At 68.6% G+C, this 14,693-nt stretch carries 15 protein-coding genes and 2 pseudogenes; 5 read left to right on the forward strand and 12 right to left on the reverse strand.

The annotated features are described in order from the left end of the window. Window positions 1–100: 100 nt before the first annotated feature. From BJY16_RS37250 to sigK, 4 genes are all read right to left on the reverse strand, one after another. Window positions 101–1,600: a molybdopterin-dependent oxidoreductase gene (locus tag BJY16_RS37250; RefSeq protein ID WP_185044242.1), complete on the reverse strand. Its 1,500-nt coding sequence runs from the start codon at window positions 1,598–1,600 to the stop codon at window positions 101–103. Next, on the reverse strand, window positions 1,600–2,247 hold the full coding sequence (locus tag BJY16_RS37255) for a fasciclin domain-containing protein (RefSeq protein WP_185044243.1): 648 nt from the start codon (window positions 2,245–2,247) through the stop codon (window positions 1,600–1,602). The genes BJY16_RS37250 and BJY16_RS37255 overlap by 1 nt, the downstream gene beginning before the upstream one ends. 70 nt (window positions 2,248–2,317) lie before the next feature. Then, window positions 2,318–3,043 (reverse strand): anti-sigma factor, encoded by a 726-nt coding sequence (locus BJY16_RS37260; protein ID WP_185044244.1) that lies wholly within the window; start codon window positions 3,041–3,043, stop codon window positions 2,318–2,320. Beyond that, window positions 3,040–3,645: an ECF RNA polymerase sigma factor SigK gene (gene sigK / locus BJY16_RS37265; RefSeq protein WP_239177328.1), complete on the reverse strand. Its 606-nt coding sequence runs from the start codon at window positions 3,643–3,645 to the stop codon at window positions 3,040–3,042. The genes BJY16_RS37260 and sigK overlap by 4 nt, the downstream gene beginning before the upstream one ends. A gap of 316 nt (window positions 3,646–3,961) precedes the next feature. On the opposite strand from sigK, the gene BJY16_RS37270 reads away from it, so the two are divergent. Further along, window positions 3,962–5,440: a methyl-accepting chemotaxis protein gene (locus BJY16_RS37270; protein ID WP_185044246.1), complete on the forward strand. Its 1,479-nt coding sequence runs from the start codon at window positions 3,962–3,964 to the stop codon at window positions 5,438–5,440. Between the two features lie 130 nt (window positions 5,441–5,570). Here BJY16_RS37270 and BJY16_RS37275 read toward each other — a convergent pair whose 3' ends face one another. Then, window positions 5,571–5,870, reverse strand: a complete 300-nt coding sequence (locus tag BJY16_RS37275; RefSeq protein WP_185044247.1) for a hypothetical protein — start codon at window positions 5,868–5,870, stop codon at window positions 5,571–5,573. Window positions 5,871–5,944: 74 nt separating this feature from the next. Beyond that, a complete protein-coding gene (locus BJY16_RS37280) occupies window positions 5,945–6,556 on the reverse strand; it encodes a hypothetical protein (protein ID WP_185044248.1) in 612 nt (203 codons plus the stop codon). 423 nt (window positions 6,557–6,979) lie between these two features. Between BJY16_RS37280 and BJY16_RS49055 the strand changes: the two genes are divergently transcribed. The 3 genes and pseudogenes from BJY16_RS49055 to BJY16_RS37295 form a co-directional block, all read left to right on the forward strand. Continuing rightward, a complete protein-coding gene (locus BJY16_RS49055) occupies window positions 6,980–7,318 on the forward strand; it encodes a DUF2321 domain-containing protein (protein ID WP_185044249.1) in 339 nt (112 codons plus the stop codon). Further along, window positions 7,240–7,995, forward strand: a pseudogene (locus BJY16_RS37290) (YihY/virulence factor BrkB family protein); the annotation flags it as partial. The gene BJY16_RS49055 and the pseudogene BJY16_RS37290, both read left to right, overlap by 79 nt. Window positions 7,996–8,085: 90 nt before the next feature. After that, window positions 8,086–8,883 (forward strand): annotated as a pseudogene (locus BJY16_RS37295) (aldo/keto reductase); the annotation flags it as partial. 989 nt (window positions 8,884–9,872) lie between these two features. Here the strand turns inward: BJY16_RS37295 and BJY16_RS37300 are convergent. From BJY16_RS37300 to BJY16_RS49125, 3 genes are read right to left on the reverse strand one after another with little or no spacing between them, the layout of a single operon-like run. After that, window positions 9,873–10,067, reverse strand: coding sequence for a hypothetical protein (locus BJY16_RS37300; protein ID WP_185044250.1), 195 nt, complete (start codon window positions 10,065–10,067; stop codon window positions 9,873–9,875). Window positions 10,068–10,082: 15 nt separating this feature from the next. Continuing rightward, window positions 10,083–10,415, reverse strand: coding sequence for a hypothetical protein (locus BJY16_RS37305; RefSeq protein WP_185044251.1), 333 nt, complete (start codon window positions 10,413–10,415; stop codon window positions 10,083–10,085). Further along, window positions 10,412–10,582 (reverse strand): zinc finger domain-containing protein, encoded by a 171-nt coding sequence (locus tag BJY16_RS49125; protein WP_425551358.1) that lies wholly within the window; start codon window positions 10,580–10,582, stop codon window positions 10,412–10,414. Before BJY16_RS49125 ends, BJY16_RS37305 begins: the two co-directional genes overlap by 4 nt. 642 nt (window positions 10,583–11,224) lie before the next feature. Here BJY16_RS49125 and BJY16_RS37310 point away from each other — a divergent pair. After that, window positions 11,225–11,968: a helix-turn-helix domain-containing protein gene (locus BJY16_RS37310; RefSeq protein ID WP_185044252.1), complete on the forward strand. Its 744-nt coding sequence runs from the start codon at window positions 11,225–11,227 to the stop codon at window positions 11,966–11,968. 239 nt (window positions 11,969–12,207) lie between these two features. On the opposite strand, the gene BJY16_RS37315 is transcribed toward BJY16_RS37310, so the two are convergent. From BJY16_RS37315 to BJY16_RS37325, 3 genes are all read right to left on the reverse strand, one after another. Beyond that, a complete protein-coding gene (locus BJY16_RS37315; protein WP_239178069.1) occupies window positions 12,208–13,326 on the reverse strand; it encodes an IS630 family transposase in 1,119 nt (372 codons plus the stop codon). Window positions 13,327–13,403: 77 nt separating this feature from the next. Next, a complete protein-coding gene (locus BJY16_RS49060; RefSeq protein ID WP_376698058.1) occupies window positions 13,404–13,718 on the reverse strand; it encodes a transposase in 315 nt (104 codons plus the stop codon). A 73-nt stretch (window positions 13,719–13,791) separates the two neighbouring features. Next, window positions 13,792–14,157, reverse strand: coding sequence for a peptidase inhibitor family I36 protein (locus BJY16_RS37325; RefSeq protein ID WP_185044254.1), 366 nt, complete (start codon window positions 14,155–14,157; stop codon window positions 13,792–13,794). Window positions 14,158–14,693: the final 536 nt, after the last annotated feature.

The following is a 14,693-nucleotide window of genomic DNA, read 5'->3' on the forward strand; positions in this document are numbered from 1 at the left end:
GTATCGACCACCCGACACGCAGGGATTCGACGCGGGCCGGCCGCCGGATTGGTCACCCGGACGCTCCTTTGGGGGCGACGTCCCGGCGCACCACCCTCGTTCAACCCACGGTGACGCTGATCGTGTGCCAGCCGGTCGCGCCGTCCGGGAACGGGGTAGCCCGCGCTTCTGGCTGGACCGCGCCGGACTTGTCGGTGGCGCGCACGGCGAGCGAGTGCGGCCCGGCGGTCGCCTTCCAGCTGAACCGCCACTGCGTCCAGGTGTCGATCGAGGCGGTGGGCAGCAGTTCCGCCTTCGCCCAGGGCCCGCCGTCGACGCTGATCTCGACGGCCGCGATCCCGCGCCGCTGGGCCCACGCGACACCGGCCACGGTCACCGTGCCCGCTTCGACGCGGGCGAACGGCTTCGGCTTGTCGATCCGCGACGCGGTCTTCACCGTCCCCTGCTGCCCCCAGCCGCGCTCGACCCAGTACGCGTCGAACCGATCAAAAGTGGTCAGCTCCAGCTCGGTCACCCATTTGCAGGCGCCCGCGTACCCGTACAGGCCAGGGGTCAGCATCCGCACCGGGAAGCCGTGGTCGAGCGGCAACGGTTCGCCGTTCATCCCGACCGCGAGCATCGTGTCGCGGCCGTCGAGCGCGGTCGCCACCGGCGTGCCGATCGTCATCCCCTCGACCGAGCGGGCCACGATCTGGTCGGCGCCGCTCTGCACACCGGCCTCCCCCAGCAGCGCCGCGAGGGGCACGCCCAGCCACCGCGCGGTGCCGATGTAGGGGCCGCCGACCTCGTTGGACACGCAGTTGAGGGTGATGTCGCGCTCGATCAGCCGCCGGCGCAGCAGGTCGGCCAGGGACAGTTCGATCTCCCGGTCGACCATCCCGTGGATCTTCAGCCGCCACGTCGACGGATCGACGCGGGGCACGGTCAGGGCGGTGTCCACGCGGTAGAAGTTCGCGTTCGGTGTGGTGAAGTCCGCTGCGATCCCGTTCGGCAGCGGTGTCGCCGGATCGGCCGCCGCGGGAAGCCGGATCGCCTCCCGGGACTTGCCTGCCGCGTTCTCGCGCTGACCGGAGACGGTCAGACCCGCGGCCTCCGCTACGCCGGCGCCGGCCGCCAGCAACGACAGGCGAAGAACCAACCGACGATCAACCCCATTTTCCCGTACGACGTCAGCGGCGCCGCGCCGTTCGCGCAGCAGCCACCACAACGCCAGCCCGGCCAGTGCCGCCCCGAACACGGCCGGGACCGCGTCCAGCACGGTCCCGGCCGGTCGAGACAGTGCGGCGGCCGCCCCCGCCGCACCGAGTACCCCGGTACCCACCGGGATCGCGGCCCGCCACCTCGTCGCCGCGATCCCGGTCGTCGCGGCCAGCAGGATCAGCACGACACCGATCACGCTGAGCAGCACCGGTTTGTCGTGGGTGCCCAGCTCCCGTACCGCGAATTCTTTGACCGGGGTAGGGGTGGCATCGATCACCGCGCCACCCACCGCGACCAGCGGACCCGCACCGGGACGGACAGCGGCCGCGAGAAGTTCCGCGGCCGCGATCCCGGTGCCCGCCGCGACGATCCCGCAGATCGCCCCGCGCAGCCGGCTCATCAGCTCTTCGGCATCAGAACGGAGTCGATGATGTAGACGTTGGCGTTCGCGGTCTGGACGTTGCCGCAGACCACCGACGCGCTGTCCGTGCCGACCTTGAAGGCCTCGCCACTGCCGGTCACGGTCAGGTCCTGGCCCTGCAGCGTCTTGTGGGTGCCGGCCAGGTCGGCCGGGGTGAGCTTGCCGGGCACCACGTGGTAGGTGAGGATGCTGGTCAGCGTCTTCTTGTCGGCCAGCACCTTGTCCAGGGTCGCCTTCGGGATCTTGGCGAACGCGTCGTTGGTCGGCGCGAACACGGTGATCCCGTCGGCCGAGTTCAGCGAGTCCACCAGACCGGCCTTCTTCACGGCCGTGACCAGGGTGGACAGCAGCGGGTTGCCGGACGCGGCGGTGGCCACCGGCACCTTGCCCATCGCCTCGAAGCTGCCGGCGTTCGCCGGATCGGTCGGCACCGCCGCACACCCCGGGCCGAAGTTCACCATGTCGGTGCTCATGCTCGGGGCCATGCTGGGCGCCGCCGAGGTCATCGTCGGCGCCGCAGCCGTCGTCCCGCCACTGTTGCTGTCGTCGGAATCACTGCCGCAGGCGGACAGGGAGATCGCGAACAGGGTGGCGGCGGCCAGGGCGGTGAACTTGGTTGCACGCATCGATTTGCTCCTCTTTTTCGGGACTTACACCGATGATTCGGAGCCGACCGCCCGCCGGATTGGTCAAATCTCAGATTGTTTTCACGCCGGCCACCGGCCTCGTCGGCTCCGGCGATCCGCCGGGCGGTTCCACCGAGACGCCGACCGAGGACGCCGTCGACATGCCGTGGACCACCGTGACGGCCGAGGTCTGGCCGGCGGCGAGCACCTTCTCCGACACCGGCTTACCGGCTCGGACCGTCCACAGCTGGAACACCTGACCGCCGGCCGGTGCGGCGTCCGCGGCCATCAGGATCACCCCGGAGTCCCGCAGCCGCGAGTACGCCACGGTCACCTTGCCGCCGCCGACCAGTGGCTGCTCGCGCAGTTTCACGTCCGGCGCGGCCAGGATGCCCCGCACCTCGGCCTCCCGGGCGCGCGCGGCTTCGACGGCGGTGCGCTCGTCACGTACCCGAAGCTCCTGAATCGTGAAGACGGCCGTGCCCGCGCCGGCCGCCGCGACCACCGCGGCGGCCGCGGCAACCCACCTGGTCCGGTACGCCCGCCGGGACCGGCGCGGAGTCTCCACCGGCACCTGCCGGGTCGTCGCGACCGTGGCCAGGACGTTGTCACGCAGCCGCGGCGGTGGCACCGACCAGGCGCCGTCGGCCAGCCGCGCAGCGGCCTGAGCCAACTCGGCTGCCTCTATCCGGCACGGGTCGCACTCGCGCAGGTGCCGGTCGACGGCGACCCGTTCGAGATCGTCGACCGCGTCCAGCACATATGCGCCGACCAGTGAATGAATGTCCGCGGTCATGCCGTCACCCCCACGCCCAAGCAGTCACGCAGCCGGATCAGCCCATCGCGCATCCGCGTCTTCACCGTGCCCAGCGGCGTCTCCAACAACTCCGCGACCTGCGGATACGAGTGCCCCTGGTAGTACGCCATGGTGACCACCTGCCGTTGCAGGCCGGTCAGCTCGTCCAGGCAGTTACGCACCTGCTGCCGCTCCAGCCGCCCGGACACCTCATCGGCCACCTCGTCATACGGCGTATCGAGCGACGCCGCCCCGACCCGGACGGTCCGATCGGCCGCCGCCTGCTCGGCACGGACCCGGTCGACCGCCCGCCGATGCGCGATCGTGAACACCCACGCCGTCGCGGACCCGCCACCGGGGTCGAACCGGGCCGCGGTTCGCCACACCTCCACCAGGGCCTCCTGCGCCACCTCCTCGGCCTGCGCCGGATCGCGCAGCACCCGCCGGATCAGCCCGTACACCCGGGGCGCCACCAGGTCGTAGAGCCGCGCGAAGGCCTGCTCGTCACCGCGGCCGACCGCCCGTAACAGGTCGCTCGCATCCGGGCGTCCCGCCGGGTCCGGGTCGGACACCGGGCTCAGATGCTGCGCCCGGCGACTCATGCCGTGCTCCGCCATCACCAAAACCATCCCTAGGTCACGCTCGCTCGATACCTACCCGGTGATTCGGAGCCGAATGATCACCGGATGGGTCTGACCACCGAAAACTGAGGCTTCCAGCGGTGGCGGCCGGCCCGGACGGCACGTCCCCGGCGTTGACCTCGCCCTGGCCATCGCGCCAGTAGACCGCCCCAGCGATATCTGACCGATAACATCTGATATGCGACTTTCGGTCACATGCCTCTGTGCTGATCGTCGTATGGGCCACCGGGAGCAGCCGCGCCCTCCCAGTCGATCCGCACGCTCAGGAGACCAGACGATGAGTCGGCTCACCTTCGGCAGAAAACTGGTCGGCGGCTTCGCGCTGACCCTCGGCCTCACTTCGATCATGGCCGTCACCTCGGCCGCCGCGCTGACCCTGGTCGTCCGCGGCAACAACACGGCGATCACCGCGGCGACTGACGACCTGCTCCGGGCACAACGGCTGAGCACCGCGATGGAAGGCCGAGTGTCCAGCGTCCGGGGGTTCTTGATCACCGGCAAACCGGCCGACCTGCAACGCACCCGGCAGGACCGCGACGCCTTCCTCGACCAAACGGCACGGCTACGCGACAGCCTCGGCGACGACTCGGCCAAGCAGCTGCTCGACGACGTCACCGCGGCCGAAACCCGATACACCACGGTGCTGGCGCCCCTGCTGGAGAAGCGGCAGTCGACGCGTGACCTCACACAGGTGAGTCAGCTGCTCACCGCTGAGCTGGTCGCCGCCCGCCAGGCCGTCCAGGACGCCAACGCCGCGCTCGTCGACCGGATACGCGCCGACGTCGAACTCGACCGCGCTCACGCCGCCACGCAAGCCGACCAGGCGATCATCGCCGTCACCCTCCTCGGCGTGCTCGCGCTCGCCAGCGGGGTGTTCATCGCCCGGCGCCTCAACCGGGCCCTACGCCGTCAGGTCGGCGCCGCTGTCGGCCACATCCAGAGTTCGTCTGCGCAACTGGAGGTGGCAGCCGCCCAGCAGGCCAACGGCGGCCGTGACCAAGCCGCCGCCCTGGCCGAAATCACGACGACGATCAGCGAACTCCTGATCACCTCACGTCAGATCGCCGAGGGCGCCCAACGCGTCTCCAAGACCGCCGAGGACACCGAGACCGCCGCCCGCCACGGCGACGCCACCATCAACCAGACCCGCGCCTCCATCACCGCCATCCGCACCCAGGTCGACCAGATCGTGCAGCACATGCTGGCCCTGGGCGAGAAGTCGCAGCAGATCGGATCGGTGGTGCAACTGGTCGCCGAGCTCGCCGAACAAACCAACATCCTGGCCATCAACGCCACCATCGAAGCCACCGGCGCCGGCGAACAAGGCCGTCGCTTCGCCATCGTCGCCGAAGAGATCCGCAAACTCGCCGACCGCACCGCCATCTCCGCCAAAGAGATCCGGGCCCTCATCGACGAGATCCGCGCAGCGGTCAACACCACCGTCGTGTCCACCGAAGCCGGCGCACAGGCAGTCGACGCCGGCACCCGCAACTTCGACGAAGCGACCACCGCCTTCCGCACGATCGCTCAACTCGTCAGCACCACCAACGACGCCACCCGCGAGATCGAACTCTCGACCAAACAACAGACCACCGCCGTCGAACAGGTCAACGTCGCCGCAGCCGACACCGCTCGCGTATCCCGCGAAGGCGAAACCGGCGCCACCCAGACCAAACAGACCGCGGCTCACCTCGCCGCCCTCTCCAGCGACCTGCTGGCACTGGTCGGGACGGGCCGCACCGACAAGAACGGCTGAACTGCGCAACCGTTCCCCGGGCACGGTGATGCATGCTCGTACGCCCATGACCTCCCTACGCCAAGTGAACCCCGAGTCGCCGTCGCGCTCGAAGCCGCACGCGCCACCAACCGCGAGCTGATCACGATCGTCAACCGAGTCCACGTGTCGGCGTAGGTCTGTCAGCGCAGCAGGGTGGCACCGTCACCGTCGCCGCGTACGCCGACGCGTCCAGGCAAGGCCCCTGCCGCTGCTGGTACTGCCATTCGTCCAGCAGCCCGGCGAGGATGCTTGTGCACGCCGGCGTGTCCCGACGCGGACCGATCAACAACGTCACCGAGATCTCGTCGGCGTTGCCGATCAGCTGCCGGCCCCGCTCGATGATCAGTGTCAGCGCACGATCCAGCGCGTCCTCGTCGAAGACCGGTTCCGCGGCGTCACCGACGGCCATGGTCGGCCGGATTCCTGTGGCACCTTTGCTCGCCGATGACCGGGGAGCAAAGGTGCCACAGCCGAGAATGCGGGTCAGTGCCGCCAGGTGGCTACGAAGCCGAGAGGGATCACCGCGGTCCTGGCCCTAACCTTGGGCGTCGCCAGCACGTTCCCCCAGGGGACGCCGCGTCTACCGCTGGTTCCGCAGATGCCGATGGCCTGCCAAGTGGCTTGTCCCCGAGCGTTGAAGCCTAGTCCCTGGACGCACCCCGTTGAACGCACGTTCTGCGCCCTGGCCCAGCTGTACCCCACCACCCAGCCAGGCCTTCCCAATATCGAGCAGCCGCTCTTGGAGACCCCGCTCCAGCGTCCCGTTCCCACTGCGACAACCGTCCCTCCGCGGCGTCCGCATGCCGCCGCAGCTGCCATCGCGGCCCGCGACTGCCCGGGGACCGGCGTCCCGTCCGGGCGGACGATCGGTGTTCCGATCTCGTAGCTGGAATCCACCACGAGTGTCGGGTCGTTCCGGAGCTCGGCCGGAAGCGAGTTGATGACATCCAGCGAAATGCCGGGGTTCTTCTTCGCCGCGGCGGGTCTCTCCGCCATCGTCTCACCGGTTGTACCTGCTCGTGCCCCAGCGGGAGCCACGGCCACCAGCGCGGTGGTCGCGATTGCTGCGCACACGGACACCAGAATCCTCTTCATCCTCACCCTCGTCTCTCGGTACGTGCGCGGACATCGCGCACCTCACCTGCTTCGGATATCCCTTCCGGCGGTGCTTGTCGCCGACACGATGCTCGGCGCGGCCCACCTGGACTGCTCAGAAGCACATCGGACGGGCGGGTGTCCGGCCATCGATCGGAACACATTCGTACTGTCCGGAACGGCCTCGGACAGGACGGACGGCGCGTCGCCACAGCGTGGGGCCCTGGCGGGGGTCTATCAGCGCCCGGCGGCCCGCTGTTTGTCCGGGGCGCTGGTCGGGCCGCCGGCGCACGAGAGGCCGCCGGACGATCGTTCCACTTCCTTGGAAGTGGGACGACGCGGCGGGACGTGAACGACGACGCGGCGGGGACGCGGCTGAGGTGGGAGGGGTGAAGGCCGGCATGGCCACTATCGGTTCGCCGCATGACGAACACCATCGTGACCAGGACAACCCCGCCAGCGTTCTGGGGCCGTGACGGCCAGGGTGATGGGTTCCGCGCGGCTACCGTGTGCCGCCGCCGTCATGAGCACGAACTCTCACTGGAGACCTACCCAGGGCCAGACCTCGGTTTCTGCCCGCTGTGCGGCGCACAGGTGCTGCCCGACTGCACTCACTGCGGCAAGCACCTTCGGGGCACAAGCCGCAGCGTGACGCCTGTGCCGGGAAAGGCGCCGGCCTACGGGGTCCACCAACGGTCCAGGACGCGGTGCAGCAACTGGCGCCGAACCAGCAGCTGCAGCAGTTGGTCAACACCGTCCTGACGCAGGTACAGGACGCGGGTAAGGCCGGCATCGCCGCGGTCATCGGGGTTCTGGTGGCGTTCTGGTCGGCGTCCGGCTACACGGCGGCGTTCATGCGCGCCTCGAACGCCGTCTACGACGTCCCGGAAGGCCGGCCGGTCTGGAAGACGCTGCCGATCAGGGTGGGTGTCACCGCCGTGGTCGGGCTCGTGCTCGTGACTTCCGCGGCGATCGTCATCTTAACCGGCGACCTCGCCCGAATCGTCGGCGACAAGATCGGACTCGGCTCCGCCGCGGTGACGACCTGGAACATCGCCAAGTGGCCGGTCCTGCTGGTGCTGATCAGCCTGATGTTCGCGATCCTGTACTGGGCGTCGCCGAACGCCAAGACCGGCGGATTCCGGTGGGTGAGCCCCGGCGGCCTGTTCGCCGTGCTGCTGTGGCTGGTCGCCTCCGCCGCGTTCGCCCTCTACCTGGCGAACTTCGCGAACTACAACAAGACCTACGGCACCCTCGGCGGCGTCATCGCGTTCCTGGTCTGGATGTGGATCAGCAACATCGCGATCCTGCTGGGCGCGGAACTCGACGCCGAGCTGCAACGCGGCCGGGCCATCGCCGCCGGCCACGACCCCGCCGACGAACCGTTCCTGCAACTGCGCGACGACCGGAAGATCAAACCCGGCAGTGAGCAGGGCCTGCAAAGCCGCTCTCCTATGACGACGACCATCACGCTCAACAACGGCGTCACCATGCCGGCGCTCGGGCTCGGTGTCTTCCAGACCCCACCCGAGCAGACCGTCGCGGCCGTGCAGACCGCCCTGGAAGTCGGCTACCGGCACATCGACACCGCCGCCGCATACGGCAACGAACGCGAAGTCGGCGAAGCCATCCGCCGCTCCGGCATCGACCGCGACGACATCTTCATCGAAACCAAAGTCTGGGTCACCGACTACGGCTACGACCAGACGCTGCACGCCTTCGACAAGAGCGCACGCAAGCTCGGCGTCGACCGCATCGACCTGCTCATCCTGCACCAGGCCCTGCCCGCACACTTCGACCGCACCGTCGCCGCCTACCAGGCCCTGGAGAAACTGCTCGCCGACGGCAAAGTACGCGCGATCGGCGTCAGCAACTTCCTGCCGATCCGCCTCGACGAACTGACGGCCCGCACCGACATCGTGCCGGCGGTCAACCAGATCGAACTCCATCCGTACAACATCCGGCCGCAGTCGCAAGCCGCGAACGCCAAGCACGGCATCCTCACCCAGGCGTGGGCACCCATCGGCGGCATCCGCCACTACAGCGGCAGCCCACAGACCCCGCTGACCGACCCCGTCATCACGGCCATCGGCGACCAGTACGGCAAGACCACCGCGCAGGTCATGCTGCGCTGGCACCTCCAGCAAAGCCGCTCGGCCATCCCCAAATCGGTACGCGCCGAACGCATCACCGAGAACTTCGACGTCTTCGACTTCCACCTCACCGACGACGAACTCGCCCGCATCGACGCCCTACACATCGGCGACACCATGAACCCCGACGAGATGGACTTCCTCAGCTTCGACATCACCGTCCCCGAAGCCTGACGCCGAAGTCATGTGTGTCAGTAGAGGTCGGCTCGGAAAGCTTGGAAGATCCGGGCCGAGAGGTGGTTAAGAACGCTGCCAGTCGCGCTCGAGCAGGCCCGCGCCGCCAGTAAGTTCACCACCGCGAACGTCTGCAAGGTGGGACCCAAGCTCACGCACCTTGATCATGGGTGAACGTTCGATCCGGACTCGGATGAGCCGCCCATTCGATCGAAGCCAGGCGTGATTGCCGCTCGCAGGCGACGATGCGATCGGCTCGTAGCGACACCGGCCAGCCTCGTCGCGTCACGCCTTCGTCATTGTCGCGTCAATCGTGGCCTCCAGTGCTGCCGAACCCATAGCTCCACGTCTGAGGCCAGCCAGATCCGGCCGAGGCTCAACGCTGCATATGGCGCCGGGAAGTCGTCGCGTTGGGTGAGTTGCTGCACCCGTTGTCTGCTGACGCCGAGGCGTTGGGTGATCTCACCTGAGGCCATCAACTTGGGCCGCTCACCATGAGCCCAGCAGCGCGCGCAACCCGGTTCGTCGTCGGCGGTCTCCTGGCTGGTCATCGCGCCACCCGGTGTCTGGCCGTGGTGGTCCGGGGCCTTCGCGGGTCAGGGCCGTGCCAGCCGGCTCGCAAGACGGCAGGCCACCCCGTGCTGCGGCAACGACGGCCGCCTGGCGGGTGCCGGACACCGATCGCAGGTCCCCTGCGGCATCTTCCGGCGCGTGACTGACGGTCCGGTGCCATGCGGATTCCTTCCTCCGGTAGGAACACCGCGTGGTGCGGTGTAGGGATTTGCAGCGGTTGGGTGCCGGGTGCGCACCCGGCGGCCGGCGCCGGTCACCGCGCGGGCAGGCGGTCCCGCGCGGTGGCGGGGGTCAGCTGTGACCCGGCGACAGGGTGCCGCTGACCGGGAGGCGAGAACCTGCGCGGGTGCCCCCGGGCGCGGCCGCTCGGTTCGGGTATGCCGCCGGTCCTCGCCGGATTCAGGCAGCGGGCCGCCTCATCGGGTACAGGTCCGGGCCACCCGGAACGATCGGGTCCGGGTCACCTCGGGGCTCTGCGCTTTCGCCAGCGCCTGGGCACCAGGTTGAGCAGACGGCGGGCGAACCGGTCCGCAGCACTGCCGGTGCCGCACTTCGGAGAGGTAGACCGGCGGGCCGGGCAGTTCCTGCACCGTGAGCCGCTCGTCGTGCATCGTTCGGTCCTTCGCTCACTGTGACCCGATGACGATTGATCCGGCCGGCCGCAGTGACCGCCACTCGGCGAGCTGCATGGCGGCCAGACGGTCCTGCTCGGCCATCGCCGCGACCAGCTCCGCCTCGGTGCCACCGGCCGCGTAGGTGAAGTAGCGCCACCGCACCCGGTGCTGAGCCCGAAAACCGGCCGCTTCGCCGTTACGGCTGTCCCACCAGGTCACCGACCAGCCCAGGTGCTCACGATCCAGGCGCTCACAGTCGCCCAGCCGCTCGTCGGGCCAGCCGAGTCGCTCGGCGATCACCCGCCGGTTGCGCCAGGACAGGCCGGTCTCATCCGGCCCGGTCACCGTGTCACCACCAGAGCAACGACCGGCCGCCGCCGACTCTCATGGACCTGGCCGGTTCTCAGGAACGGTCGCCGAGCGATCCGGTTGATGCATCGCTGACCAATGCCGGCGCCGCACGCCGGACAACTCACCCCGAACGGGTGGATCTGCTGATCGCCGGCGCGCATCAGCACACCTCGCAGAACCGGTCGATCGACCACACCAGCTCATCGGGATAAACGCACTCCACCCACTCCTCGCCGCCCGGCCAAGGCCTGCTCGCCTGATACACCCACCGCCGCGGCGAACAACCGGGCAGACACAGCGCCGGCGCGTACCTGACCTCCCAGCCCGGCAACTCACCGGCAAGCAGAACGACCACAAGTTGGGGATCGGGGGGCCAGACCCGGAACCGCCGGGCCGGCCGCTTCACGGCAACCTCCGCATCAACGCCGCCAGCGCCGCCCGCTGCCGCCGAGCCGGGCACGGATACGCGTCCACCCCGCACCTGCACCCCACCGTCCACGGCCGGCAACGCCTCCACCGCCGGCACCAACCGTGCCCGATCACCGTGCTGCGCATACCCGCCTCCGCCCTACCGCTCCAGTCCGGAAGCGATGGCGGCCATGCACTTCTACCTACCTCGACGAGACCGGCCGCCACCGCACTTATGGGCGACGACGGCAGGCCTCCTGATCGGTCCAAACCCCGCCGCCATCGCTGATCGACAGAATGTCGTCATGACGTCGCCTTGCGCGACGACGACGAAGGCGGCATTCCGGCGACATCAGAGGCGACATTCCGGCGACGTGGGGCGTACGGTGTTGACCATGAATACGCAGCCCCGGCCGAACACCGCGTTTCGCGCCGCTCGGCTCGCCCTGCGGCTCTCCCAGGACGAGTTCGCCGAGCGGATCCGCGAGGCGGGCGCGCCCATGACTAAGCGAACGGTTCAGCGCTACGAGTCCGGCGAGATTCCCAACCCGCGGCCAGCGACCGCGCGGGCGCTGGAGATCGTTACTAGGCTCCCTATTTCCTCGCTCGGCTTCCCCGCCGACGTCGACGCCGTGGTGGTCGACGACGGGCGTGGCGGCCACGATCTCGAAGTCCGCCACACTCCGGTCCCAGTGACCGGCCCGGCCCGGACCGCCGGCGGTTACTCGGGCGTTTGGCTCAGCCGCTACGAGTTCTTCAGCAGCAGCCGGGAGAGCACGTACGCCGGGCTGCACTACGTCGTGCTGCTCCAGCACGACGACCAGCTGACCGTGCGCTCGGTGCCCGGCTCGGCGGCGTCCTCGCTAACTATGGACCTCACCGTGGACGGCAACGTGCTGACCGGCACGTGGACCGAGCAGACCGACCCACAGGGGCACTACAAGGGTGCTCGCTACCACGGCGCGATCCAGCTGCTCGCCGAGCCGACCGGGCGCCGGCTGGCTGGCAAGTGGATCGGATTCGGCAAGGACATGGACGTCAACACCGGCCCGTGGGAGCTGACCTTCCAGGACGCCAGCACCAGCAAGGCGGCGCTGGCAAAGTTCGACCGGAGGCCTGAGGCCGAGCATCGGCCCTAGGGAACTGGTGTTAAACGCGGGTTGATCAGAGTCTTGATCGGCCCGCGTTGTTGTTGAGCGGTGGTTGTGGGTCGGGGTTTGTCCTGTTGGCGGGTTGGAGGGTTGCTGGTGAACGGTGGGTTCCGACTGTCAGGTGAGGGCCCAGCCTTGGAGTTGGTGGGTGAGGCCGAGGGCGGCGAGGCGGGCGAGGTTGGTGGCGGCTGCTAGTGCCCTGACCAAGAACGTTTGGGGTGTTGGGGTCAGGCCGCTCGGGTGGCGGGTTGGCCCCAGCGTCGTTGTCGTTCGCTGCGGACGCGGGCTCGTTCGCGGCGTTGAGCGTCCAGGACGTCGGGGTGACGGGCGTGGGCGTTGCGCCAGCGTAGGTAGGCGTGCAGTTTCCTGGCCAGGACGGTGTGGTTCGGATGGTTCGAGCCGGCGATCACGAACGTGCGTAGCGGCCCGAACTGCGCCTCGATCGGGTTGGCCCAGGACGCATACGTCGGTGTGAAGCAGAGTTCGACCTTGTTGCGGGCCGCCCAGGCACGGATTCGTTTGCCCTTATGCGCGGACAGATTGTCCAAGATGATGTAGATCGGTGCCCCGTCCGGCCGGGCCCGGCGAATGGATTTCAGCGCGGCGAGGGTTTGCGCGGCGCCTTTGCGGCGCCGGACGACGCCCCAGAGCTGGTCGTCGCCGACGCTGTAGCAGCCGTGGAACTGCCGCACCCCATGCAGCTTGTGATAGTTCGCCGGGAGCCGGTCGGGATGCCCGGCAGGTGCCCAGCCGGCACCGCCATGGGGGCGGACTGCGAGGGGCCCGAACTCGTCGAACGCGAACACCCGCTGCGGCATGTGGCTGCTCACGTACTCGATGCGGGCGAGTTTGGCGTCGCGGTCGGGGTCGGTGGATTCCTTCCAGGTCTTGGTCCGCTGGAAGGTGATGCCGTTGTGGTGCAGGATCTGCCGCAGCCGTTCCCGCCCGATCTCGATGGACCGGGCGGGCTGCAAGGTCAGATAGTCGGCGAGTTTGCGGATGCTCCACCGGGTGAACGGCCGCCCCAGACTCTCGGGGCGCGCCTTGGCCGTCGTGACGATGAACTGCTCGTCGTCAGGACTGATCTGGCGGGGACGGCCACCCGCCCACCGAGGGTCCAGGCTGGCCATCCCTGTCTCGTTGAACCGGTGGATGACCTGCCGGATCGTGTCCTCGTCGGCCTGCACGAGCCGGGCGATGGCCGGCACTGTGTTCCCGCCCGCGGATGCGAGCACGACCATGGCCCGGCGTAATCGGATCGGTGAGCCGGTGCCCCGGCGAGTGATGCGCAGCAGCGTTTGACCTTCCTGGTCACTGAGCCGCCGCACGCGTACTGGATCTGCCACCAGCACAGCCTGAACGCCATTATGCCGCCCGCCCGTGAACCCGACGGCGTGTCATCCAACACCGTGAACGTTCTTGGTCAGGGCACTAGGAGGGTGAAGTCGGCGGCGACGCGGTGCAGTCCGCGCATGCGGGCGTGGCGTCCGCCGTGGCGGCGGCGCATCAGGTGGGCGATCTTGCGTTCGACTTTGGGTCGGGTGGCTTGGTAGTCGGCTTTCCAGGCGGGGTCGGTCTGTCGGGTGCGGGCGGTGCTCAGGTGGGTTTCCCAGCGGCTGATGGTGATGTGCCGGCCGGTTTTCGCTGTGGTGCATTGCGGGCGTAGCGGGCAGTCGGTGCAGGCGGCGCCGAAGTCGGCTTGGCCGGCGTGCCGGTCGTGGCCGGTGATCGGGCGGATCGTGGTGGTGACCTGGTTCGGGCAGGTGCCTCAATCATCGATACGTATCGCATGACGAGTGGCGTTGCAGTATTTAGCCGCAGGAGCTGCCGAGCTTTGCGGAGGACCCCCAGCGACCGACGGAGAAGAAAGTCAGGTCAGCGATCGACTGGTGCGGCTGAATGCAGGTATGGGAACCCCCGTAGTTACTGCCGCGGTAGATCCGCAGGCCGCGCGACGTGTTGTTGATAGCAGAGAACGTGTCGTCGTTCCAGGGCTCAGGCAACTGGCTTGTGCTCGCGGTGTAGTGCACCGGCGTTCCGCCGAAGTTCAGCTGCGGGTAGATGCAGTACTGCCCCGACGGGCAGCTGACGGCGTACGCAGGGCTCACCGCGAGAAACGTCGTTCCCAGAGTAGCGATCGCGGCTCCGGCGACCATGACCTTTATGCGCTGACTCATCTCTGTACCTTTCCATTCGTTTCGATCTGGCAACGCTTCGCTGGCACCTATGAAGCAGTACCGCTCGCGTCTCCGTCCGTGGACAAAAGCTGGACGTCTGGATAGGCGCCGGAACGGCGCAGCACCCTGGCGGACCGACGGGAATTCGTCTCCGTGGTCACACGCCGGGATGGCGAGGCCTCTGTCTGATTAGTGGCACGAAGGTTGTTCGGCCGCTGCCCGGGGCGGCGTGACCGCGGACTCGGGCAACGCGGCGGTCGCGGCCGTCGCGAGCGCGGTCAGGGCCGGCGTCGCAACGACGCCGAGCGTGACACGGATTGCCGTGTGATTCGTGATCACTTTCCCCGCGTTGTCGATCCCAACGCCTAGCGAGGCCGCAGCAAAACGCTAATGGCAGCATCCTGGCAGATTATTCTCATCATTTCCCCGTTCGACGCAAACCTGAGAAGAACTTTCCGAGGCGCAGCCGCAGGATCGCACGCTACCTGCCCGACAAGATCGATGAACGTGCATGACATGCCATTTGCGCGGTGCGT

The organism is Actinoplanes octamycinicus, assembly GCF_014205225.1.
Classification (GTDB): Bacteria; Actinomycetota; Actinomycetes; order Mycobacteriales; family Micromonosporaceae; genus Actinoplanes; species Actinoplanes octamycinicus.

Coding starts and splice junctions, on each gene's coding strand:
- BJY16_RS37260 (WP_185044244.1), bottom strand. CDS start 3,043: ATGACCGCGGACATTCATTCACTGGTCGGCGCATATGTGCTGGACGCG.
- BJY16_RS49125 (WP_425551358.1), bottom strand. CDS start 10,582: ATGCGCGCCGGCGATCAGCAGATCCACCCGTTCGGGGTGAGTTGTCCG.
- BJY16_RS37255 (WP_185044243.1), bottom strand. CDS start 2,247: ATGCGTGCAACCAAGTTCACCGCCCTGGCCGCCGCCACCCTGTTCGCG.
- BJY16_RS37275 (WP_185044247.1), bottom strand. CDS start 5,870: ATGGCCGTCGGTGACGCCGCGGAACCGGTCTTCGACGAGGACGCGCTG.
- BJY16_RS37250 (WP_185044242.1), bottom strand. CDS start 1,600: ATGAGCCGGCTGCGCGGGGCGATCTGCGGGATCGTCGCGGCGGGCACC.
- BJY16_RS37270 (WP_185044246.1), top strand. CDS start 3,962: ATGAGTCGGCTCACCTTCGGCAGAAAACTGGTCGGCGGCTTCGCGCTG.
- BJY16_RS37300 (WP_185044250.1), bottom strand. CDS start 10,067: ATGCACGACGAGCGGCTCACGGTGCAGGAACTGCCCGGCCCGCCGGTC.
- sigK (WP_239177328.1), bottom strand. CDS start 3,645: ATGAGTCGCCGGGCGCAGCATCTGAGCCCGGTGTCCGACCCGGACCCG.
- BJY16_RS37325 (WP_185044254.1), bottom strand. CDS start 14,157: ATGAGTCAGCGCATAAAGGTCATGGTCGCCGGAGCCGCGATCGCTACT.
- BJY16_RS37310 (WP_185044252.1), top strand. CDS start 11,225: ATGAATACGCAGCCCCGGCCGAACACCGCGTTTCGCGCCGCTCGGCTC.
- BJY16_RS37280 (WP_185044248.1), bottom strand. CDS start 6,556: ATGAAGAGGATTCTGGTGTCCGTGTGCGCAGCAATCGCGACCACCGCG.
- BJY16_RS49055 (WP_185044249.1), top strand. CDS start 6,980: ATGACGAACACCATCGTGACCAGGACAACCCCGCCAGCGTTCTGGGGC.